17 protein-coding genes and 1 other RNA gene are annotated in these 20,618 nt (G+C 72.8%); 11 read left to right on the forward strand and 7 right to left on the reverse strand.

Features of this window, described 5'->3' with window-relative positions; genetic code table 11:
- Positions 1–5: 5 nt before the first annotated feature.
- Both ACFYOB_RS27695 and ACFYOB_RS27700 read right to left on the reverse strand, forming a co-directional pair.
- The gene (locus ACFYOB_RS27695; protein WP_388563922.1) at positions 6–1,367 is read right to left on the reverse strand and encodes an ABC transporter substrate-binding protein; all 1,362 of its coding nucleotides are present in this window, start codon (positions 1,365–1,367) and stop codon (positions 6–8) included.
- Positions 1,368–1,481: 114 nt separating this feature from the next.
- Entirely contained in the window at positions 1,482–4,517 is a 3,036-nt protein-coding gene (locus ACFYOB_RS27700; RefSeq protein WP_388563924.1) for an FHA domain-containing protein, read from the reverse strand.
- Between the two features lie 436 nt (positions 4,518–4,953).
- Between ACFYOB_RS27700 and ACFYOB_RS27705 the strand changes: the two genes are divergently transcribed.
- Together ACFYOB_RS27705 and ACFYOB_RS27710 are read left to right on the forward strand one after the other, a co-directional pair.
- Positions 4,954–6,648 (forward strand): serine/threonine-protein kinase, encoded by a 1,695-nt coding sequence (locus ACFYOB_RS27705; RefSeq protein ID WP_388563926.1) that lies wholly within the window; start codon positions 4,954–4,956, stop codon positions 6,646–6,648.
- A gap of 160 nt (positions 6,649–6,808) precedes the next feature.
- Positions 6,809–8,059 (forward strand): serine/threonine-protein kinase, encoded by a 1,251-nt coding sequence (locus tag ACFYOB_RS27710; RefSeq protein ID WP_388563928.1) that lies wholly within the window; start codon positions 6,809–6,811, stop codon positions 8,057–8,059.
- 55 nt (positions 8,060–8,114) lie between these two features.
- Here the strand turns inward: ACFYOB_RS27710 and ACFYOB_RS27715 are convergent, their stop codons facing one another.
- Positions 8,115–9,119: an isopenicillin N synthase family dioxygenase gene (locus ACFYOB_RS27715; RefSeq protein ID WP_388563930.1), complete on the reverse strand. Its 1,005-nt coding sequence runs from the start codon at positions 9,117–9,119 to the stop codon at positions 8,115–8,117.
- 315 nt (positions 9,120–9,434) lie between these two features.
- Here ACFYOB_RS27715 and prfB point away from each other — a divergent pair, with 315 nt between their 5' ends.
- Positions 9,435–10,544, forward strand: coding sequence for a peptide chain release factor 2 (gene prfB, locus ACFYOB_RS27720; RefSeq protein WP_388563932.1), 1,110 nt, complete (start codon positions 9,435–9,437; stop codon positions 10,542–10,544).
- Between the two features lie 89 nt (positions 10,545–10,633).
- Here the strand turns inward: prfB and ACFYOB_RS27725 are convergent, their stop codons facing one another.
- Complete coding sequence (locus ACFYOB_RS27725) at positions 10,634–10,825, reverse strand: hypothetical protein (protein ID WP_030662818.1); 192 nt, start codon at positions 10,823–10,825, stop codon at positions 10,634–10,636.
- 223 nt (positions 10,826–11,048) lie between these two features.
- Between ACFYOB_RS27725 and ftsE the strand changes: the two genes are divergently transcribed.
- From ftsE to ssrA, 5 genes are all read left to right on the forward strand, one after another.
- On the forward strand, positions 11,049–11,738 hold the full coding sequence (gene ftsE / locus ACFYOB_RS27730) for a cell division ATP-binding protein FtsE (RefSeq protein ID WP_328925968.1): 690 nt from the start codon (positions 11,049–11,051) through the stop codon (positions 11,736–11,738).
- 17 nt (positions 11,739–11,755) lie between these two features.
- A complete protein-coding gene (gene ftsX / locus ACFYOB_RS27735; RefSeq protein WP_328925967.1) occupies positions 11,756–12,721 on the forward strand; it encodes a permease-like cell division protein FtsX in 966 nt (321 codons plus the stop codon).
- A gap of 67 nt (positions 12,722–12,788) precedes the next feature.
- On the forward strand, positions 12,789–13,970 hold the full coding sequence (locus ACFYOB_RS27740) for a S41 family peptidase (protein ID WP_388563935.1): 1,182 nt from the start codon (positions 12,789–12,791) through the stop codon (positions 13,968–13,970).
- 18 nt (positions 13,971–13,988) lie between these two features.
- Positions 13,989–14,474 (forward strand): SsrA-binding protein SmpB, encoded by a 486-nt coding sequence (gene smpB / locus ACFYOB_RS27745; RefSeq protein ID WP_069920480.1) that lies wholly within the window; start codon positions 13,989–13,991, stop codon positions 14,472–14,474.
- Positions 14,475–14,556: 82 nt separating this feature from the next.
- Positions 14,557–14,945, forward strand: a transfer-messenger RNA (tmRNA) gene (gene ssrA, locus ACFYOB_RS27750).
- Between the two features lie 57 nt (positions 14,946–15,002).
- On the opposite strand, the gene ACFYOB_RS27755 is transcribed toward ssrA, so the two are convergent.
- Genes ACFYOB_RS27755 through ACFYOB_RS27765 form a run of 3 tightly spaced genes read right to left on the reverse strand, consistent with a single transcriptional unit; the run spans position 15,003 to position 16,802 of the window.
- A complete protein-coding gene (locus ACFYOB_RS27755) occupies positions 15,003–15,260 on the reverse strand; it encodes a Txe/YoeB family addiction module toxin (protein ID WP_388563937.1) in 258 nt (85 codons plus the stop codon).
- Positions 15,257–15,532, reverse strand: coding sequence for a type II toxin-antitoxin system Phd/YefM family antitoxin (locus ACFYOB_RS27760; RefSeq protein ID WP_388563939.1), 276 nt, complete (start codon positions 15,530–15,532; stop codon positions 15,257–15,259). Before ACFYOB_RS27760 ends, ACFYOB_RS27755 begins: the two co-directional genes overlap by 4 nt.
- Before the next feature lie 34 nt (positions 15,533–15,566).
- Entirely contained in the window at positions 15,567–16,802 is a 1,236-nt protein-coding gene (locus ACFYOB_RS27765) for an MFS transporter (RefSeq protein ID WP_388564122.1), read from the reverse strand.
- 94 nt (positions 16,803–16,896) lie between these two features.
- Between ACFYOB_RS27765 and ACFYOB_RS27770 the strand changes: the two genes are divergently transcribed.
- From ACFYOB_RS27770 to ACFYOB_RS27780, 3 genes are all read left to right on the forward strand, one after another.
- A complete protein-coding gene (locus ACFYOB_RS27770) occupies positions 16,897–17,862 on the forward strand; it encodes a LysR family transcriptional regulator (protein ID WP_388563941.1) in 966 nt (321 codons plus the stop codon).
- 97 nt (positions 17,863–17,959) lie between these two features.
- Positions 17,960–19,330, forward strand: a complete 1,371-nt coding sequence (locus tag ACFYOB_RS27775; protein WP_388563943.1) for a nitrate/nitrite transporter — start codon at positions 17,960–17,962, stop codon at positions 19,328–19,330.
- 111 nt (positions 19,331–19,441) lie between these two features.
- Positions 19,442–20,593, forward strand: a complete 1,152-nt coding sequence (locus ACFYOB_RS27780) for a uroporphyrinogen-III synthase (RefSeq protein ID WP_388563945.1) — start codon at positions 19,442–19,444, stop codon at positions 20,591–20,593.
- Positions 20,594–20,618 lie beyond the last annotated feature (25 nt).

Below are 20,618 nucleotides of genomic sequence, written 5' to 3' on the forward strand. Positions count from 1 at the left end.
CGGGATCAGTTCCCGTAGGCCTTGGCCGCGTCCGCCTCCAGTCTGGCCTGGGTGCCCGCCACGTCCGACGGGTTCGCCAGGAAGTCCTGCAGAGCCTTCCACTCACCGGCGCCCGGGGTCCCGCCGAAGGCCGCCGGAGCCTGGTCCGACATGTCGAAGCGGAAGTCGTCGCCCGCCGCGATCAGTGACTTCGCGATGCCCCGCTGGATGTCGTTGGGGTAGGCGGCCGGATCGACCCCCTTGTTCGGGGATACGAAACCGCCCTCGCGGGCCTGGATCTCCGCCGCGTCCGGCGAGGCCAGGAACGTCAGCAGCGCCTGCGCGCCCTTCGACGGCTTCAGCGCGACGGCCACGTCACCGCCCGAGACCACCGGCGCCTTGCCGCCGACCGTCGGGAAGGGGAAGACGAGGGCGTCCTTGCCCACCTTCGCCTCGGTCTGCGCGATGTTCACCGCGACGAAGTCGCCCTCGAAGACCATCGCGGCCGCCGGGCGGTCGCCGCCGGTGAAGGTCTGCGTCACCGACTTCGGGAACTCGGTGGCCAGGGCCCCGCTCGGGCCGCCCGCCAGGAAGTCCTTGCGCCCGAACAGCTCGCCCAGCGTGGTCAGCGCCTGCTTGACGCTGTCGTCCGTCCACTTGATCTGATGCTTGGCCAGCTGGTCGTACTTCTGCGGCCCGGCCTGGGACAGGTACACGTTCTCGAACCAGTCCGTGAGCGTCCAGCCGTCCGCGCCGGCCACCGAGACGGCCGGCGTGCCGGAGGCGGAGAGGGTGTCGGCCGCGGTGATCAGTTCCTTCCAGGTCTTCGGGGGCTTGACGCCCGCCGCGTCGAAGGCCTTCGCGTTGTACCAGATCAGCGACTTGTTGGCGGCCTTGTAGTACACGCCGTACTGGACGCCGTCGACGGCGCCGAGCGTCTTCCAGCCCGCCGAGTAGTTCTTGTCGAGCTGCGCCTGGGCCTCGGGGCCCACCGGCTGCGCCCACTTGTTCTGGACCGCCGAGACCAGGGCCCCGACCTGCGGGAGCAGCGCGACGTCCGGCGGGGCTCCGCCCGCGATCTTCGAACCGAGGAAGGTGACGATCGGGTCCTGGGCCGGGACGAAGGTGACGGAGGCGCCCGTCCGCTTCTCGAACTCCTTCAGGACCTTGGTGAAGTTCTCCTGCTCCGGGCCCGTCCAGACGGCGGCGACCGAGAGCTTCTCACCCTTCAGCTGCGGTAATTCCACCTTCGGCCCGGCCGTGGTCCCGCCCTGCGGCGGATCCGCCTTCGAGTCCGGGTCGCCCCCGCACGCGGTGAGCGCGAGCGCTCCGGCCGCGGCCAGGGCCACCCAGCGATACGTCGTACGGCTCGTTCCGTGCTTGCGCATGGCTCTGCCCCCGAGGTTCGATGTGTCCCGGACCACAGGTCTACGCCGAGCCGTGCGCCCCCGCAATACCGCGTCCCGCCATCCGGTCACCCCCCGCGGGGCGCCCGGGGAGCCTCAGGGGGCCGCCGGGAACAGCACGGGTATCGCCGAGACCAGGTGCGAGGCCCGGTCCAGGGCACTGGCCAGCAGCGCGAGGTCGGTCGGTCCGTTGCCCAGTTCACGCACCGGGCGGCGGGCCGGCGGATCACCCATACGCTCCCACTCCACCGGTACGACGGTCGGCCGCAGGGTGGCGGTGCGCGGGATCCGGCCGGTGACCCGGCCCGCCTGGAAGGGGACCGTCCGGCCGTCGGCGTACCGGAGCAGGCCGCGGCCGGGGCCCGGCTGGTCGGGGGCTTCGAGTTCCACGCGCAGGGTAGTCAGCCGGGCCAGCCCGGTGTCGGCGGTACGGTCCGGGCGGGCGCTGGCGGCCACCAGGTGCACGCCGAGCCGGGCGCCCTCGCGGGCCACCGCCTCCAGGACCCGGACCACCGAACCGGCGGCGGGGCGGCCCGTGGCGCCGAGCCCCGGCGCGACCAGCGCGTCGAAGTCGTCGACCAGCACGACCAGGCGGGGCAGCGGGCTCGGCACCGCGGGATCGCTGCGGACGGCCGAGGCGCGCAGCCGGAGCGTGCCCGTGCGCTGGCTGTCCAGGTCGCCGCGCAGCTCACCGGGGGTGGGCTGGCGCGGCGAGACCATCCGGTCGGAGACCTCACGGCGTGCGTGCCACTCGGCGAACGCCACCCCGTCCAGCAGCTCGTCGCGGCGCTTGAGCTCCGCGCCCAGCGCCTGGGCGAACTCCCGCATCCGCAGCGGATCGGAGGCCACCAGATGGGCCGAGACGTGCGGCAGTTCGGTGCAGGGCTGCAGACCGTCGCCGCGCTCGCCGCCCGCCCCGTCGAGGAGGACCAGCCCCAGCCGGTCGGGCCGGGCGGCCGCCGACAGGGACGCGGCCACGGACCGCAGCAGCTCGGTCCGCCCGCTGCCGGTCGGCCCTTCGACGAGCAGGTGCGGGCCGTCGTGGACCAGCTCGGCGCCGACGACGCCGTGCCGCCCGCTGCCCAGCACGATCTCGGCCAGGCCGCCCACTGTCTGCCCCTGCTCGGTGGCGGCGGCCCAACGGGCCATCAGGGAGGCCGGGGTGGCCCGGGCCAGCCCCAGCTCGTCCAGCAGCCGCGCGGTGGCCGGCAGGGTGGCGGCGGCCGGCCGGTACGGCTCGACCGTGCCGCTGTCGCCGCGGAGCGGCGCCAGCGCCCGGGCGAACCGCTCGGCCCAGGCCGCGGAAACGGCGTCGGCGGTGGCGGTGTCGCCGCTCGGGACCGGCCGGCCGCCGCGGACCGCGAAGGTCCGTACGGCCGTGGCCACGTCGCCGCTGAGCAGGGCGACCGCGCCGCAGTCCCGGAAGGCCGGAGCGCTCGCGCAGGCGGCCTCGTACGTATCGGCGACCGGGGAGGCGGGCGTCGCCGCCGGAGCCTCGGCCAGCGCCAGCACGTGGAACCCGGCGGCCGGACCGTGCGAGGCGAGCCGCCCGGTGATGTCGCGCAGCGGGCCGGCGCCGGGGTCGCCGTCGAGGACGACGAGCGTGTACGGGCCTTCGTAGGCGTCGGCGGCCTGCCGTACCTGCTCGGCATCGGCGGCGGCCCAGTGCGCGCCGAGCGGACCGTCGTCGAGGCGCCGGGTCAGCTCACCGGTACGGGCGGCGGCCTGGTCGCGGTCGTACGCGAGGAGCAGGCGGCAGTCCTGGCCGTGCGCGGGCCGTACGTGGGGCAGCCAGCCGAGCCAGCCCCAGTCGCGGCGGCGCTCGGCGAGCGGGCGCGCCCGGTCGGTGGAGACGAGCACGATCTCCAGCTGTCCGGGGGCGTGCAGGCCCGCGAGCTGAGCGATCACGCACCGGGCGACGCCGGCCAGCCTGGCCCGCGGACCGGCGATGCCGAGCGCGCCGACCGTACGCAGTGGCACCCGGCTCCCGGCGCCGAGGCCCACCTCCAGGACCCTGGGGTGCCCGGGGCCCCGCGACCACAACCGTTCGGTGGGCCCCAGCGCGGCCAGCAGCAGGGCGGCGGGGTCGTCGGGGTCGGGCGCGGCCGAGGCGGTCTCCGGCGCGGCCTCGGGCTCGGGGATCCCCTCTCCCCGGACCCACTTCCGGGCCCAGGCCCCGAGCCCCTTGCGGCGGCCTGCCGGCGCGGCGCCGGGGGCGGAGCCCTGATCCGGGCCGGGGGCGGAGCCCTGATCCGGGCCGGGGGCGCCGTACGGGCCGGTGCCGCGGGCGTCCGCGTGCTCCGCAGGGGAGGTGCCGGAGATGCCGGAGGTGCCGGACGCGGGGCGCGCACCCGGCAGGGGGCCGGGTGCGGGGCTCGCGGCGGCCTGGGGTCCGGCGGCGTCCGCGGGGAGGGGCTCCGAGGGCGCGTCCGGCGTCCGGTCGGCCCCGGACCCCGCGCCGGAGGCGGGGGCGGCGCGGCCGGGGAGCGAGAGGTGACCCTCCAGGTCCGGTATCACCGGCAGGGCAGCGGCGCCGTCCGCACTCGCGGGCGCCAGCCGCAGGGTGGACTCGCCCACCCGCAGCAGCGCGCCCGGCGCCAGGGCCACCGGCTGCGTCCCCACCGGGGAACCGTCGAGGGTGGTGCCGTTCGTCGAGTCCAGGTCGGCCACCGCCACGCGACCGTCCCGCATCACCGTGACCGCGCAGTGCAGCCGGGACACGTCCGGGTCGTCCAACGGGACGTCGGCGTCGGCGGACCGGCCCACCCGGATCTGCCCGCTGTGCAGCAGGTGCACCCCGCCCGCGTCGGGCCCGGCCACCACGTGCAGCTGGGGCGCGCCGAGGCTCTCCTCCGGCAGGACGTCCGGCACCGGGCCGTGCAGCGCAACCACCGCCCCGTCCACCAGCGGCGGTTCGCCCAGCACGCGCCGCTGCAGGTCGAGCCGCTCGGCGCCGGCGTAGAGCACGACCGTGCCCCCGGTGTCCGGCCCGCCGACGGTCGCCGCGAGCCCGGAGGCGACCGCGGCCAGCACGGTGCCGGCGGGTGCGGTGACGAGCACGTCACAGCTCACCGGGGCGGTCGCGGGCTGGTGGCCGCTGCGCGACCCAAGGACGGTCAGCCGGATCTGCATCGCCGTCAGCGGTCCCTTCTGCGCGGTGCGCGGTGTGTGCGCCCGGCAGGGGAATTCGGAACATGGCCGCCCGATCGCCCCCCACCCGGCACGGACGCGTCGTCCGGTCAGGTCTGCCGGAAGGCGGGGCTCCCGTCCCGTGCCGTTCCGTACGTGTGCATCCTCGCACCTGTCGCGGACAACACGCCCGGCACCCGCCCACAATTGATCTTGATCGGTCGTGGCGGGGTGCGGACCTCACGCTTATCGGACAGCGAGCGGGGGAAAATCGCCTCCGGCATACCCCGCAAACATCACCCTTCGTACATATGTGCGGCAACCAACCTTCGGCGACCGGCGTCTTCCACAGGGACACCCCCTAGAGTGGGCCGGAAAAACCAGTCGATCCCATCGACCACTGCAGACCACAGCAGACGACAGCAGGGGAGCGCGAGACGTGCGGCCAGTCGGCAGCAAATACCTGCTCGAGGAGCCGCTCGGGCGCGGCGCCACGGGCACTGTCTGGCGTGCCCGCCAGCGTGAGACCGCGGGTGCCGAGGCGGCCGTCGCCGGACAGCCCGGCGAGACGGTGGCCATCAAGGTCCTCAAGGAGGAGCTGGCCCAGGACGCGGACATCGTCATGCGCTTCCTGCGCGAGCGTTCGGTCCTGCTGCGCCTGACGCACCCCAACATCGTGCGCACCCGCGACCTCGTCGTCGAGGGCGATCTGCTCGCGCTCGTCATGGACCTGATCGACGGCCCGGACCTGCACAAGTACCTCCGCCAGAACGGCCCCTTCACCCCCGTCGCGGCGAGCCTGCTGACCGCCCAGATCGCGGACGCGCTCGCGGCCAGCCACGCCGACGGCGTGGTCCACCGCGACCTGAAGCCCGCCAACGTGCTCGTCGACGAGCGCGACGGGCAGATGAAGCCGATGCTCACCGACTTCGGCATCGCCCGCCTCGCGGACTCCCCGGGCCTGACCCGCACGCACGAGTTCGTCGGCACCCCGGCCTACGTCGCCCCCGAGTCCGCCGAGGGCCGACCGCAGACCTCCGCCGTCGACGTCTACGGCGCCGGCATCCTGCTCTACGAGCTCCTCACCGGCCGTCCGCCGTTCGCGGGCGGCACGGCGCTCGAAGTGCTCCACCGCCACCTCAGCGAGGATCCGCAGCGCCCCTCGACCGTCCCCGAGCCGCTGTGGACCGTCATCGAGCGCTGCCTGCGCAAGGAGCCGAACGAGCGCCCCAGCGCCGAGAGCCTGGCCCGCGGGCTGCGCGTGGTCGCCGCCGGCATCGGCGTGCACTCCACGGCCGCCGAGGTCGAGGCCGCGCTCGGCGTCGGCGCGCTGCTCGCGCCCGACCCCTCGCCGGCGCCGGTCCCCGAGATGCCAGGCGCCGCGGACGCCACCCAGGTGCTGCCCAGCGGCGCCGGGGCGATGCCGGCCGGGGCCTACGACCCGAACGCGATGACCAGCGCCATGCCGCCGGTCGGCGCGGCCGACGCCACCTCGGTCATGCCGCCGGTGCAACGGCCGGACCAGCCGCACCCGTGGGAGTCGCAGATGCGCGCCGCCCGCGACCGCAACGAGCAGACGCAGGTCCAGTACCTCGACCCGAGCGAGGACCCGCTGCGGCGGCGCCCGCAGCGGCAGGCGCCTCCGCCGCCGCAGCACCAGCCGCAGCAGCCGTACCGGCAGGGCCCGCCGCCTCAGCAGTACCAGCAGCCGCCGCAGCAGCAGTACGCGCCGCCGCCACCCCCGCAGCACTACCAGCCGCAGCAGCAGCGCCAGCCTCAGCAGTACCAGCAGCCGCAGCAGCCCCAGTACCGCCAGCCGCAGCCGCCGCCGCAGCAGCAGCCCCCGCAGAGCCCGCCGCCCCGGCAGCAGCCTCCGCAGGCCCCGCGTGAGCCGCGCGAGCCGCGCCGCCGCAGCGCCAACCCGGTGCGGATCCCCGGTCTCGGCTGCCTGAAGGGCTGCCTGGTCATGATCCTGCTGCTCTTCGTCGGCGGCTGGCTGATCTGGGAGCTGACCCCGCTCCAGGAATGGGTCGGCACCGGCAAGGGATGGTTCGACCAGGTGTGGAGCTGGGGCACCGCCGTCGTCGACTGGATCAGCGCCATCGGGGACGCGAAGGGCTCTTCCGCGCCCTGAAACGGACCCCTGTAGCGCTGAGTTCGTGGATTTGTCGACTTCTGGGACGTGATTTCGCCCGCAGAAGTGAAGGTCGCCGCAAATCCGGGCCCCTGCTGGCTTCCAAGGCCCACCCGGCCGCGTAGCTTTGGTGCGTACGCCAGCCGCTGAGGGAGCAGTCGTGGCACGGAAGATCGGCAGCCGGTACACCGCGCACCAGATCCTGGGGCGCGGTAGCGCGGGCACGGTGTGGCTGGGCGAGGGGCCTGACGGCCCCGTCGCCGTCAAACTGCTGCGCGAGGACCTCGCGTCCGACCAGGAGCTGGTCGGACGGTTCGTCCAGGAGCGCAGCGCGCTGCTCGGCCTGGACCATCCGCACGTCGTGTCCGTCCGCGACCTCGTCGTCGACGGCAACGACCTCGCCCTCGTCATGGACCTCGTACGCGGTACGGACCTGCGCACGCGCCTCGACCGCGAGCGCCGGCTCGCCCCCGAGGCGGCCGTGGCGATCGTCGCGGACGTCGCGGACGCGCTGGCGGCCGCACACGCGGCCGGGGTCGTCCACCGGGACGTCAAGCCCGAGAACGTCCTGCTGGACATGCAGGGCCCGCTCGGCCCGGGCGGCTCGCACCCCGCGCTGCTGACCGACTTCGGCGTGGCCAAGCTGATCGACACCCCGCGCCGCGCCTCCGCGGGCCGGGCCTCGGCCCCGACCACCCGGATCATCGGGACCCCGGACTACCTGGCGCCGGAGATCGTCGAGGGCCTGCCCCCGCGCGCGGCGGTGGACATATACGCCCTGGCCACGGTCCTCTACGAGCTGCTGGCCGGGTTCACCCCCTTCGGCGGGGGCCACCCGGGCGCGGTGCTGCGCCGGCACGTGACGGAGACCGTCGTCCCGCTGCCGGGGATCCCGGACGAGCTGTGGCAGCTGATCGTGCAGTGCCTGGCCAAGGCGCCCGCGTCGCGGCTGCGCGCCTCGGAGCTCTCCGTGCGCCTCCGGGACCTGCTGCCGCTGCTGGCCGGGATGCCGCCGCTGGACGTGGACGAGCCGGACGACGCGGAGCCGGAGCCCGGCCCCTCGGAGGAGCCGGCCGCCGATCCGGTACGCCGCCGGGGCGTGGTCCCGCTGGTGCCGGGCTCCGCGACGGACTCCAACCGGGACACCCACACCTCGATGCGGGTGCCGGGGCCGGACGAGCTGGCGGGCGGCGCGCTGGGCACCGCACGGGTACCGAGGCCGGCCGGCGGCCACCGCCCGGGCTCTGCGCGGCACCGGGCCGAGGCCGCCCGCAAGCGGCGCCTCGCCCTGTCGGCCGCGGCCGCCCTGCTGGCCGCGGCGATCGGGCTCGGGACCTGGCTCGCCGTCTCGGGCGCCGACGAGCCGACCCCTCGGCAGGACACGAAGCAGTCGGGCCCGAGGAAGCCGTAGCACCCCGGGCGGGCCGGTTGCCCTGGCGGGCAGCCGGCCCGGCCGGTGACGGGGGTTAGGCCCCGACCAGTTCCGGGTGCCAGCGGCGTGCGACGGCCGGGTGCGCGCGGACCCAGCCCTTCAGCTCGTTGCGGCCGTACTCGGCGTGCAGCGGGTTCGACGCGTCGTGCGCGACTCCGGGGGCGGACGCGAGGTAGTCGCCCGGGACGGTTTCGATGACCGCGTCCAGCCGCGGGTTGTAGAAGAACGGCACCGAGTACCGCTCCACCGCCCCCGGCGGGCTGACCACCCGGTGGTCGGTCGCCGTCAGATAGCCCTCGGTCGCGATCTCCAGCAGCTCGCCCAGGTTGACGACGAACGCACCCGGCAGCGGCGGCACGTCCAAGTAGCCCCCGTCCCGGACCACCTGGAGCCCGCCCACCGAGTCCTGGAGGAGGAGGGTCAGGAAGCCGTAGTCCTTGTGCGCCCCCACGCCCTGGTCCGCGCCGGTCGGGGCGGATCCCGGGTAGCGGATCAGCTTGGTGTGCAGGTGGGGGCGGTCCGCGAAGGCCTCGTCGAAGAAGTCCGCCGGGGCGCCGATCGAGACCAGCAGCTCCCGGAGGAGCCGGTGGGCGACCGCGGCCAGGCGGGACTGCCACTCCAGCACCGCCGTACGGAGCTCCGGAAGGGCCTGCGGCCACAGGTTCGGGCCCTCCAGCCACAGGTAGGGCGGGTCGTCCGGCCCCACCACCGGCGCGGGCCGCTCGGCCCCGACGTCCAGCTGGTCCCGCCAGTCGGAGGCGCCGCCGGTCAGCTCGTGGCCGATCCGGGTGTAGCCGCGGAAGTGCGGGGACTTCAGATTGCTCACGGCGAGCCGGTCGGCCTCCGGGAGAGCGAAGAAGGCCTTGGTCAGGTCCAGGATGCGGGCGGTCTCGGCGTCCGTGACGCCGTGCCCCGTCAGGTGCAGGAATCCGGTGTCCCTGGCCGCTGCGTGCAGCTGCTTCAGGAAGTCGGCCCGCTGGGCCGGGTCGTCCGCCTGGGAGAGGTCCAGGACGGGGAGGGAGGAGTGCGCGGACGGCATGACGGCTCCGTTTCGGATGTCACGGGGTCCTGTTCCCCTTGAGGTGGCGGGGGTCGCGGGAGGGGGAGGGCCGCCGGCAGGGATGGCGCCGGGGCCGCTGGGCCGCGAACAGGACCAAGTCGGATCGGCGTGGATCAGGCTTGGGGGTGGTCCGGCGGCAGACAGCTGGTCGTCGTGACACGCATGTGGTCCACATGGCGGCGCTTGACGAGGAGAACGGTCATACGGTGAGCGTACGCCTGTACCCACGTTCACCAGTACGGGTGATTTGGCCTGCCCGGACGGCACGCCCCGATGACCGGCTACGCTGGACCCGTGGCAGTCGTCGATGTTTCCGAAGAGCTGAAGTCCCTCTCCTCGACCATGGGGTCGATCGAGGCCGTCCTGGACCTCGACAAGCTGAGGGCAGATATCGCCGTGCTCGAGGAGCAGGCCGCCGCGCCGTCCCTGTGGGACGACCCGGACGCCGCTCAGAAGATCACGAGCAAGCTTTCGCACCTCCAGGCCGAGGTCCGCAAGACCGAGAGTCTGCGCGGGCGCATCGACGACCTCGCGGTCCTCTTCGAGCTCGCCCAGGAGATGGAGGACGCGGACACCCTCGCCGAGGCGGAGGCCGAGCTGGTCTCCGTCCGCAAGGCGCTGGACGAGATGGAGGTCCGGACCCTGCTCTCCGGCGAGTACGCCGAGCGTGAGGCCCTGGTCAACATCCGCGCCGAGGCCGGCGGCGTCGACGCCTCCGACTTCGCCGAGCGCCTCCAGCGCATGTACCTGCGCTGGGCCGAGCGCCACGGCTACTCGACCGAGGTCTACGAGACCTCGTACGCGGAGGAGGCCGGCATCAAGTCGACCACCTTCGTCGTCAAGGCCCCGTACGCCTACGGCACCCTCTCCGTCGAGCAGGGCACCCACCGCCTTGTCCGGATCTCGCCCTTCGACAACCAGGGCCGCCGCCAGACGTCCTTCGCGGGCGTCGAGGTGCTGCCGGTCGTCGAGTCCAGCGACCACGTCGAGATCGACGAGGGCGAGCTGCGCATCGACGTGTACCGCGCCTCCGGCCCCGGCGGCCAGGGCGTCAACACGACCGACTCGGCCGTGCGCATCACGCACCTGCCGACCGGCATCGTGGTCTCCTGCCAGAACGAGCGCTCGCAGATCCAGAACAAGGCCAGCGCCATGAACGTGCTCCAGGCCAAGCTGCTTGAGCGGCGCCGCCAGGAGGAGCAGGCCAAGATGGACGCCCTCAAGGACGGCGGCAGCTCCTGGGGCAACCAGATGCGGTCCTACGTCCTGCACCCGTACCAGATGGTCAAGGACCTGCGGACGGAGTTCGAGGTCGGCAACCCGCAGGCGGTTCTCGACGGCGAGATCGACGGCTTCCTGGAGGCCGGTATCCGCTGGCGCAAGCAGCAGGAGCAGACCGCGTAGGCGTCACGACGCATGACGAAGGGCCCGGACACCACTGGTGTCCGGGCCCTTCGTCATGTTCCTTCAGACATCCGTCATGATCGGTACGCCTACGCGGTCTGCTGAGCCACCAGTACCAGAGCGGCCACGAGGACCACCATGAGGACGATGAGTGCCACGGGGTTCAGTCCGGAGAAGGGGCCCTCCTGCTGGAGGCGCTCCCGGTTCGCCCGGCACACAGGGCAGCGGCCCTGGCTGACGGGTGCGGCGCAGTTCGCGCACACGAGCCGGTCATATGTCATGCGCTCCTCCTCTCGTCCCCTCGTACAACGCCAGGGGGAACGAGACCGTTCCCCCTACCACTGTGCCAGCTCCGCCGACATTCGGCGCGGCCCGTCCGGGCAATCACATCCCCTGCCCTCCCGGAGCAGGGGATAAAAGGGACAAGTCCGGATGCCGGGTCCACACCTCGCGCCCGTTCGCGTATGGTCACGCACACCTACTCCCGGCGACCGTGGTGCACCCGTGATCCGATTCGACAGCGTCTCCAAGTCCTACCCGAAGCAGAGCCGTCCCGCACTCAGGGACGTCTCCCTCGACATCGCGAAGGGCGAGTTCGTCTTCCTGGTCGGCTCCTCCGGCTCCGGCAAGTCCACCTTCCTGCGGCTCATCCTCCGCGAGGAGCGGGCGAGCCACGGCCAGGTGCACGTCCTGGGCAAGGACCTGGCCAAACTCTCCAACTGGAAGGTCCCGCAGATGCGGCGCCAGCTGGGGACCGTGTTCCAGGACTTCCGCCTGCTGCCCAACAAGACGGTGGCCGAGAACGTCGCCTTCGCCCAGGAGGTCATCGGCAAGCCGCGGGGCGAGATCCGCAAGGCCGTCCCGCAGGTCCTGGAGCTGGTGGGCCTCGGCGGCAAGGAGGAGCGGATGCCCGGCGAGCTCTCCGGCGGTGAGCAGCAGCGCGTGGCCATCGCCCGCGCCTTCGTCAACCGCCCCGCCCTGCTGATCGCGGACGAGCCCACCGGCAACCTCGACCCGCAGACCTCCGTCGGGATCATGAAGCTGCTGGACCGGATCAACCGGACCGGCACCACCGTGATCATGGCGACACACGACCAGCAGATCGTCGACCAGATGCGCAAGCGCGTCATCGAACTCGAACAGGGCCGACTCGTGCGCGACCAGTCGCGCGGCGTCTACGGCTACCAGCACTGAAAGGTCCCTGAGACGCAATGCGCGCCCAGTTCGTCATGTCGGAGATCGGCGTCGGTCTCCGTCGCAATCTCACCATGACCTTCGCGGTCATCATCTCCGTGGCCCTGTCGCTGGCCCTGTTCGGTGGCTCCCTGCTCATGCGCGAGCAGGTCAGCAGCATGAAGGGCTACTGGTACGACAAGGCCAACGTCTCGATCTACCTCTGCAACAAGCAGGACGCCGAGCAGGCGACCGAGGCCGCCAACAAGGCGGCCGGGTCGGCGGGCGACCTGGGTGTCGCCACCTGCCGCAAGGGCGCGGTGACCGACGAGCAGAAGAAGCAGATCGAGTCCGAGCTCAAGCAGATGTCCCTGGTCAAGTCCGTCGCCTACGAGTCGGCGGACGAGGCGTACAAGCACTACCAGGAGCAGTACGGGCACACGGCGCTGGCCTCCTCCATCACGCCCGACCAGATGCAGGAGTCCTTCCGGGTCAAGCTCAGCGACCCGGAGAAGTACAAGGTCGTCACCTCCGCCTTCGTCGGCCGCGACGGCATCCACACCGTCGACGACCAGCGCCAGTCGCTGGAGGCCCTCTTCGGGCTCCTGAACTCCGTCAACATCGCCGCGCTCGGCATCATGCTGATCATGCTGATCGTGGCGCTGCTGCTGATCGTCAACACCGTGCGCGTCTCGGCGTTCAGCCGGAGGCGGGAAACGGGGATCATGCGGCTGGTCGGTGCCTCCAGCTTCTACATCCAGTTCCCCTTCATCATGGAGGCGGCCGTCGCCGGCCTCATCGGCGCGGTCCTCGCCTGCGGCATGCTCGTCTCCGGCCAGTACTTCGTGATCGACCACGGCTTCGCACTGCGGGACCGGATGGAACTGATCGACTTCCTGGGCTGGGGAGCGATGATCGGCAAGCTGCCGTACGTGCTCTTCATCGGGCTCCTGATGCCCTCCATGGCGGCCTTCCTGGCGTTGCGCAAGTACCTGAAGGTGTGACAAGCGCCCCGCGAGCGGTCCGGTCAACCATCCGTACCGGCGCGGGGCTTGTCCTAGACTCGGCGCCATGCCGGGTCCTCCCGCCTTCTGTCTCCGGCCCCGCGACCTGCGTCGCGGGGCCGTCTTGACGTTGGCCTTCCTCGTGGCCGTCGGCACCGCCGCGAGCACCGGCTGCTGGGACCGCGAGGACGCCACCGCCGCCCTCGCCGCCCGTCCGGGGGCCGCCGCGCCCGAGCGGCCCCGCGCGACGGGCACCGTCGACCGCGAGGCCGTGGCCCGCGCCGCCGCCGAGGCGGTCGCCGAGGGGAAGTCCGGCAAGAAGGCCGCCCAGGAGGTGGTCAGCCGCAGCGGCGACCGCTGGGGCGCCGTCTACGACCGGGCCGAGTACGCCGCCTTCGCCGAGGGCCTCGACGGCCGCTGGACCGGCGTCGGACTCTGGGCCGAGCGCGGCCGTGACGGCCTGATCGAGGTCGACAAGGTCCAGCCCGGCAGCCCCGCGGCCCGGGCGGGCCTGCGCGCCGGGGACCGCCTGCTGAACGTCGACGGGCACGCCGTCACCGGCCTTCGCGTCAACGAGGTGATCGCCATGCTGCGCGGCGAGGCCGGCACCCCCGTGGTGCTGAACCTGAGCCGCGACGGCGTCGGCCTCACCGAAACCGTCCGCCGCGAGCAGCTGCGCACCGAGCCGGTGACCGTACGGCAGCTCGCGGGCGGGATCACCGTCATCAAGGTGGCCTCCTTCACCCGGGGTTCGGGCGAACGCGTCAAGGCCGCCGTCCGTGCGGCCCCGCCCGGCGCCGGGGTCATGCTCGACCTGCGCGGCAATCCGGGCGGACTGGTCGTCGAGGCGGTGGCAGCCGCCTCCGCCTTCCTGGACGGGGGGCTGGTGGCGACGTACGACGTGCGGGGCGACCAGCGCGCCCTGTACGCGGAGCCGGGCGGTGACACGGCCCGGCCGCTGGTGACCCTGGTCGACGGCGGCACGATGAGCGCGGCCGAGCTGGTGACGGGCGCCCTCCAGGACCGCGGCCGGGCCGTGGCCGTGGGCAGCCGGACCTTCGGCAAGGGCACGGTGCAGATGCCCACCGAGCTCCCGGACGGCTCGGTGGCCGAGCTGACGGTGGGCACGTACCGCACGCCGGCGGGCCGCAGCCTGGACGGCAAGGGCATCACGCCGGACCTGGCGGCGGGTGACGGGGCCGAGGAACGGGCCACCAAGGTATTGGGTGGCCTCGGGGTGGGTCCGTAGTGCGAAAATGACCGCACTATGGCTAAGGAAAAAGGGCGCAAGCTGATCGCCCAGAACAAGAAGGCGCGGCACGACTACACGATCCTCGACACCTACGAGTGCGGTCTCGTGCTCACGGGCACCGAGGTCAAGTCGATGCGCCAGGGCCGGGCCTCGCTGGTGGACGGCTTCGTGTCGGTGGAGGGCCGCGAGGCCTGGCTCTACAACGTGCACGTGCCGGAGTACAGCCAGGGCACCTGGACGAACCACAGCGCCCGCCGCAAGCGCAAGCTCCTCATGCACCGCGAGGAGATCGACAAGCTGGAGCGGAAGGCGGACGAGTCGGGTCACACGATCGTGCCCCTGTCCCTGTACTTCAAGGACGGCCGGGCGAAGGTCGAGATCGCGCTGGCGAAGGGCAAGAAGGAGTACGACAAGCGGCAGACGCTGCGGGAGAAGCAGGACACCCGCGAGACGAACCGTGCGATCTCGGCGATCCGCCGCAAGCAGCGGGGCACGGTTTAATCTTCTGGCACGCAGTGGTCCACTTCGCGTACCATGGCGTCAGCACCCCCGCTCGCGGTGGAGCACTTTGTTAAAAAAACATGGGGATGATCGGTTTCGACAGCGGATGTCGATGCAGGGGAAGCGAGCCGAGGAAGCGGCAATGATCTCGCTAACCACATGTCGCAAACAATAATCGCCAACTCCAAGAGCGATAACTCCCGCTTCACCCTCGCTGCCTAATAACAGTGAGCTGAAGCCTCTGTGAGGAGCGTCAGCCCGGAAGTGGTCCCGGTCCGGATCCTGGCGTCAATTAGGGATCTAAACCTCTAGCCCCGGTCACGGGGGTTGGAGGGAAATCAAACAGTGACTGAGCCCGTCGGAGACTTGTCCGTGTGATCTCCGGGGCCGAGAAAAGCGCAGCGGACTGCGCTCGGAGAAGCCCTGCTTCTGCACCGTTGGACGCGGGTTCGATTCCCGCCATCTCCACTCATCCCATGTGGGCAAAGGCCCCGCGGCCTCACGGCTGCGGGGCCTTTGTCATGCCGGTCAGTAGTGGTAGCGGGCCTTGAGGATCTTCACTTCCTTGTCGTCCGCCCGGTACACGAGTCGGTGTTCGTCGTCGATGCGGCGAGACCAGTAGCCCGACAGGTCCCCCTTCAGCGACTCGGGCTTGCCGATCCCGGTGAAGGGATCGCGCTGGATCTCGCCGATCAGGCGGGTGATCCGGCGGGCCATCTTCCGGTCCGATGAGAGCCAGAACAGGAAGTCCTCCCAGGCGGCGGGGTCGAAGTGGACGCTCCTCACTCCTCGCCCCCGGCCAGCTCCCTCAGGTCATCCAGGGTCCTGGTGACTGTGGAGGCACCCTCGCGGTCGCGCGCGACGGCCTCCATCAAGCGCTGGGCGTTGGCGGGGGAACGCAGCAGGTAGACCGTCTCCTGCCAGGAGTCGTAGTCGTCGGCGGACATGAGGACGGCGTCGCCGTTCTTGGAGGTGATCCGCACCGGGTCGTGGTCGGTGTTGACGCGCTCGATCAGGGGGAACAGGGTCGCCCTGGCTTCGCTGGCGCTTATGGACATGGTTCGCCCCTCTCGGATCGGCTCTGGTACGAGTTTATGGTACGAGACCGGTACCGGAAACTCGTACGCCTCGTGCTGCCACGGCCAGGGCGGCGAGGGCCGCCGCTGCCGGGAGGGCGTACGGGGTGGTGGGGCCGAGGTGGTCGATCAGGGTGCCGGCCGTCGCCGAGCCCAGGGAGATGCCCGCGAAGATGACGGTGACCGCGAGGGTCATGCCCTCGTTGAGGCGGCCCTCGGGGGTGAGGGCGTGGACCCGGGACATCGCCGTGACCATCGTCGGGGCCGTGGCCATGCCCGCCAGGAGCAGGGCGAGGGCCAGCAGCGCGACGGAGCCCGTGGCCGCCGCCGCCCAGGGCAGGGCCATCGCGATGCCCAGGGTGATCAGGCAGGTCCGCAGGCCGCGCGGGCGCAGGGTGCCGTACAGCAGCCCGGCCGCGCAGGAGCCCGCCGCCTGCAGGGCCAGGACCAGGCCGGAGGCGGCGCCCAGGCCGGCGGCGTCGAGGTGAGCGATCGAGGTGACCTCCATCGAGCCGAACAGCACGCCCAGCGGGAGGAAGAGGTACAGCACCGGGCGGAGCGCGCGCAGCGGGGAGTGGCCGGACTGCGGCGCCGACACCGGGGGTTGCGTGGCCCGCTGGGACGTGAAGAGCAGCATGCCGCCGAGGAGGAGGGCGGCCGCCGTGAGGGTGCCGGCCTCCGGGAGGACGGCCGAGCAGAGGAAGGCCGCCAGCACCGGGCCGAGCATGAAGCACAGCTCGTCGGCGGCCTGTTCGAAGGACATCGCCGTGTGGTGGGAGGCCGGGGAGTCGCGCAGCAGGTGGGTCCAGCGGGCTCGGGACATGCCGCCGATGTTGGGGGTGGTGGCGGTCGCGGCGTACGAGGCGAAGAGGGTCCAGGCCGGGGCCTGCGTACGGACGCACACGATGAGGGCGAGGGAGCCGAGGACCGCGATCACGGTGGCCGGGAGGGCTATCCGGGCCTGCCCGTGACGGTCGACCAGCCGGGCCGTCCAGGGTGCCACCAGCGCCGTGGCGGCCAGCCCGGTCGCGGTGACCGCGCCGGCGAGGGCGTACGAGCCGCGCTGACCGGCGATCATCATGACCGCACTGACCCCGAACATGCCCATGGGGAGCCGGGCGAGGAGGTTCCCGGCGGTGAAGGCGCGGGTGCCGGGCAGGGCGAACAGGCGGCGGTACGGGCCGGGGGCGCGGCCTCGGGCGGGGGCCGGGGCCGGGGTGGCGACGACGAGCGTGGTGCCGGTGACGGTCATGAGGGGCATGACCACCACCCTCGGTCGGGACCCGGTCCGCCGTCCAACACCTGTTCGGACCCCATTCACGCCCTTCTGTTGTTAGTCTCCGGGGGTGATACCCCGTGATGTGGACCCCCGGCTCCTGCGCGGGTTCGTCGCGGCCGCCGAGGAGTTGCACTTCACCCGCGCCGCCGCCCGCCTCTACGTCGCCCAGCAGGCCCTCAGCCGTGACGTCCGGCGGCTCGAACAGGCCCTGGGCGTGACCCTGTTCGTACGGACCACCCGACAGGTGGAGCTGACCCCCGAAGGGGAGCGGCTGCTGCCGCTGGCCCGGCGGGTGCTGCGCGCGCACGAGGAGCTGGCCGCCGCCTTCGCCGCCCCCAGGGCGCTGCTCGTCGACCTGAACACCGACGGGCCCAGCACCGGGCGCGCGGTGCTGGAACGGGCCCGCGAACTCGCCCCGGACTGCGAGCTGATGGCCCGCTTCGAGAGCGGGCTCACCCACGCCGCCGCCGAGATCGCGGCAGGCCGCCTCGACGTCGCCTTCGGGTACGCCGACGGGCTGGCCCCGGCGCTGCGGGCACGGCTTGCGCAGGCGCCCGTACGGTACGAGCCGCTCGCCGTACTGCTGCCCGAGGGGCACGCCCTGGCCGCGCGGGGCGCCGTACGCCTGGACGCGCTGGCCGGGGAGACCGTGTACGCGGGAGCGGGGAACCCGCGGACCGTGGAGTGGACCGGGCTCGCGCGCGAGCTGTTCGCCGGGCGCGGGATCGAGATGGCGCCGCCCGCCCCCGTGGCCATGGGCAAGGAGGAGTTCGGCCGGGTGATGGCCAAGACCGGCAACCCGGTGCTGGCGACGGTGGACTTCCTCGACATGCCCGGCTGCGTGAAGCGGCCGCTGATCGACCCCGTCCCGCTGTCGCCGCTGTCCATGGTGTGGCGCAGGGGCTTCACCCACCCCGGGCTGGACGCCCTGCGCGCCGCGGCCGCCGAGCTGGCGGCCGAGGGGGGCTGGCTGGAACCGCCTCCGGGCAGCTGGACCCCGGCCCGGCTCACACACGGCCCCGGCGGCGGGTGAGAGCAAGGTTTCCCGGCGGTCATCCGGCGGGGACCGAGGCCGAAACGCGCCGTTCCTACGGTCGTCACCACGGACGCGACAGCTGTGGAGGCGTGTGATGACCGGTACGACCGCACCGCACAAGGGGGGCCGCTGGATCGAGCGGTGGGATCCCGAGGACGAGACGTTCTGGAAGGAGACGGGGGAGCGGACCGCCCGCCGCAACCTCCTCTACTCCGTGCTCTCCGAGCACATCGGGTTCTCCATCTGGTCGCTGTGGTCCGTGATGGTCCTCTTCATGGGCCCGCAGTACGGGATCGACCCGGCCGGCAAGTTCTTCCTCATCGGGACCGCGACCCTGGTCGGCGCCCTGGTGCGGATCCCCTACACCTTCGCCGTCGCCCGCTTCGGCGGCCGGAACTGGACCGTCGTCAGCGCCCTGCTCCTGCTCGCGCCGACCGTGGCCGCACTGGTGGTCATGGAGCCCGGGACCTCGTACGGCACCTTCCTCGCCGTGGCGGCCCTCACCGGCGTCGGCGGCGGCAACTTCGCCTCGTCGATGACCAACATCAACGCCTTCTTCCCGCTGCGCAAGAAGGGCTGGGCACTCGGGCTGAACGCGGGCGGCGGGAACATCGGCGTCCCCGTCGTGCAGCTCGCCGCGCTGCTGGTCATCGCCACCGCCGGGGCCGGGCACCCGCGGCTGCTCCTCGGTGTGTACATCCCGCTGATCGTGGCCGCCGCGGCGCTCGCGGCGCTGCGGATGGACAATCTGGCGCCGGTACGCAACGACACCGGCGCCGTGCGCGAGGCGGTCCGCGAACCGCACACCTGGATCATGGCCTTCCTCTACGTCGGCACCTTCGGGTCCTTCATCGGCTACAGCTTCGCCTTCGGGCTGGTGCTCCAGACGCAGTTCGGCCGCACCCCGCTCCAGGCGGCCTCGCTGACCTTCATCGGACCGCTGCTCGGCTCCCTGATCAGGCCGGTGGGCGGGGCGCTGGCGGACCGGTTCGGCGGCGCGCGGATCACCCTGGCCACTTTCGTGGCGATGGCGGCCGCGACCGGGGTCGTGGTCCTGGCCTCGGTACGGGAATCGCTGCCGGTGTTCCTGGTCGGATTCGTGGCGCTGTTCGCGCTGAGCGGCCTCGGCAACGGGTCGACGTACAAGATGATCCCCGGGATCTTCCAGGCCAAGGCGCTGGACCGGGGCATGAGCGGCGAGGGCGCGGCCGCGTACGGGCGCCGGCTGTCCGGGGCCGCCATGGGGCTGATCGGCGCGGTGGGAGCGCTCGGCGGGCTCGGCATCAACCTGGTCTTCCGGGAGGCGTTCTTGAGCTCCGGGTCGGGGACGGCCGCCTTCGTGACCTTCCTCGGCTTCTACGCGGTGTGCTGCGCCGTCACGTGGGCGGTATACCTTCGCCGGCCGGCCGTGGTGGCCGTCCCGGACACCGGGGTCGCGGCGAAGTCGCAGCTCACGTCGGTGTAACCGGGCTTTACCCCGGTGAAATACGGCGGAACCGAGCCTGACATGCCGACTTGGCAGTCTCGGTTCCGCTCCCGCGACGCGATACCGACCCACTGGGCAAGGCAGGTCACCATGGACGATGACAGGAACACCGGTCCGCTCGCGGGCTTCACGGTCGGGGTGACCGCCGCGCGGCGGGCTGACGAGCTGATCGCCCTGCTGCGCCGGCGCGGGGCGGCCGTGGTGCACGCACCCGCGCTGCGGATCGTCCCGCTGGCCGACGACAGCGAACTGCTCGGCGCCACCAAGGAGCTGATCGCCTGCGCCCCGGACGCGGTGGTCGCCACCACGGCCATCGGGTTCCGCGGGTGGATCGAGGCCGCCGACGGCTGGGGGATCGGCGAGGAGCTGCTCGCGCGGCTGCGGGCCGCCGAACTGCTCGCGCGCGGACCGAAGGTGAAGGGCGCCATCCGGGCCGCCGGGCTGGTGGAGGCCTGGTCGCCGGAGTCGGAATCGCTCGCCGAGGTACTGGAGCGGCTGCTGTCGGCCGGGGTGGCCGGGCGGCGGATCGCGCTCCAGCTGCACGGGGAGCCGCTGCCCGGATTCGTCGAGGCGCTGCGGGCCGGTGGGGCCGAGGTGGTGGTGGTCCCGGTGTACCGGTGGATGGCGCCGGAGGACCTCGCACCGCTGGACCGGCTGCTGGACGCGGTGGTCGCCGGCGGGGTGGACGCGGTCAGCTTCACCTCGGCCCCGGCGGCGGCCTCGCTGCTGTCCCGGGCCGAGGAGCGGGGCGTACGGGAGGCCGTGCTGGAGGCTCTGCGGGGCACGGTGGTGTCGGCGTGCGTGGGTCCGGTGACCGCGCTGCCGCTGCAGGCGCACGGGGTGGACACGGTGCAGCCGGAGCGGTTCCGGCTGGGCCCGCTGGTGCAGTTGCTCTGCAAGGAGCTGCCGGGCCGGGCGCGGGTGCTGCCGTTGGCCGGCCACCGGGTGGAGATCCGCGGGCACGCGGTCCTGGTGGACGACGAGCTGCGGCTCGTGCCACCCGCCGGGATGGCCCTGCTGCGGGCGCTGGCCCGGCGGCCCGGATGGGTGGTGGCCCGCGCTGAGCTGCTGCGGGCACTGCCGGGGGCGGGGCGCGACGAGCACGCCGTGGAGACGGCGATGGCCCGGCTGAGGGCGGCGCTGGGGGCGCCGAAGCTGATCCAGACCGTGGTCAAGCGGGGCTACAGGCTGTCGCTGGACGCGGGCGGGGACGTCAAGTACGGGGAGGCTCCGCCCGCGTGACCACGGAGGGGTGACCGCCGGGAGG

The organism is Streptomyces sp. NPDC006463 (assembly GCF_042870715.1).
Lineage (GTDB): Bacteria > Actinomycetota > Actinomycetes > Streptomycetales > Streptomycetaceae > Streptomyces.